Below are 2154 nucleotides of genomic sequence, written 5' to 3'. Positions count from 1 at the left end.
ATATAAACATTATCTGCAATTGCAAAAAGTTTAAGTTTATTTACCCCCAATTTTTTAAGCGTTTTAGCCGGAAAATTGTAACCAAAATTTATACTTCTGATTCTGAAATAACCACCTTTTTCCAAGAAAAAAGTCTGGGCACCGGTGTAATAGTAACGATAACTTCCCAAATCATATTTGGCGTAGTCTGCCTGATCACCAGGATTTCTCCAAATATTTGTTTTGCTTAAATCCGGAGTTGAAAATCCAGCAAATCTATTTATTGGGTCCCCATCTGTTGAATTAGAAAAACGATCTGATTCAAATAAATTTAACACATCTCTGTCGAAAGTAAAGGTGCAAAATATGTTCAATGAAAAGTTCTTGTAACTGAAATCATTGGTCCAGCCTCCGGTAACTTTTGGATTAGGATCGCCGATCGGCGCTTTGTCCGGATTGATGCCATCATTAAAAATATCAATGAAACCATCTCCGTCAAGATCCGCTAGGTAAAATTGGCCTGCTTGGTACGCACCATTGMTATTTCTATATAATTCTCCTGTAAAAGGATTAACAGGTATATCGCTTGTTCTTGAAAATACGCCATTTGTCCTATAAAGATAAAATGCATTTATTGGACTTCCAACTGAAAGGATATGGGATTTATCAAATCTGTCTCCACTTAAAATAAGATCTCTTCCACCATTCGGCAAACTCATGATCTGGTTTTTATTATATGAAGCATTAATCCTCGTAAACCATTTGAAATTTCCTTCAAGCGGATTAGCAGAAACGGTCAACTCGGCACCTGAATTTCGGACGCCTATGGAATTCGTTAAAGCTCGATCGTACCCTGTTGTTAGTGGAAGGTTTACACTAAATAATTGTAGAGAAGACTCTTTGTTATATACGTCAAACGATAGTGCATACTTACCATTTTTGATTTCAATATCAGTACCGATATTCCATTGAAGGGATTTTTCCCAGCTCAGGTTACTTTGCGCGGCACCATCACTTAAATTCGGTGTAATAGCTGTAGTACCATTATAGGAAGTTGCTCCACCATTTCCATTAAACCCACCATTATTTACAGAATACAAGTTATATTGTAAATAATTATTATTAGGTAAACTTCCTGATGTTCCTAAACTGGCCCTCAATTTGATTAGTGTAAATGGATTATTTACCCAGTTTTTCATAAAATTTTCTTCTGAAGCTAGCCAACCAACAGATGCAGACGGGAAATATCCCCACTTATTGTTTTTACCAAATCTGGATGAACCATCTGCCCTGGCAGTTGCCGAAAGTAAATACTTACCATCAAAATCATAAGCTAAACGTCCGTAATAGGAAAGAAGTCCATAAGCCTGATAGTCAGAACCAGCTGAAATCCTTGATTGCTGAAACCCACTGACAACTTGAATGTTATCTGATGGACCTCCATAACCTGAAGCAGATGTATTCTGGAACTGGTTATACTGAATATCCTGCCCAGCAATAACACTCAGGGAATGTTTACCAAACTGATTGTTATATGATAAAAAATTAGACGTTAGTGCATTTGTACTATTATCTGCGTAGCTCGATGATGAATTTCCCTGGCCATTGTTCAATATACTTGTCCTACTATAATCCCTTCTGGCTGTATTTAACAAATAAGAGGACTGAGAAGTGAGCATTAGGTGTTTATTAAACTCATAACTTAAGTTTAAATTTAGCGTAAGTTGATTGCTGATGTTTTTATCCAAATTCTCATCATAGGCACCTAATAAAAGTGCTTTTTTATCTTCATCCAGATTCAACAATGATGAAGGCATATTGCCAGCCCCTAAATTAACAGGGCTACTGCCACTCCCATTACCTCTTGAAAAATCCGATCTCGAGTAGGCAATGATGGGATTAATCATTAATTTCTCCTTCATGGCTCTGGTCGTCAGATTTAACCTACCAGAATACCTTTTGAAACCAGTTGCCTTAATAATACCTTGTTCATCATAGTAACCTCCACTAAACCTGTATACCATTCCATTAGCTCCCCCACCACTCACACTCAAATCGCCATTAGTGATTTTTCCAGATTGATAAAAAAGATCCTGCCAATCTGTATTGCCATTATAAGCAGGATTTAAACTATCTGTTAAAATGTAAGGAAGCTGTTTCAGATCACTATAAGAT

General features: G+C 36.6%; 1 protein-coding gene. It reads right to left on the bottom strand.

The window, feature by feature from the left end; all coding sequences use genetic code 11:
* Positions 1 to 2154 (bottom strand): SusC/RagA family TonB-linked outer membrane protein (locus AC1DPQ_RS25760; protein ID WP_477611312.1); only part of this gene is annotated, 2154 nt, incomplete at both ends.

Source organism: Pedobacter sp. 01T416_2 (assembly GCF_056398925.1).
Note: the sequence above shows the minus strand (reverse complement) of the source record. Positions and strands in the feature narration are given on the sequence as shown.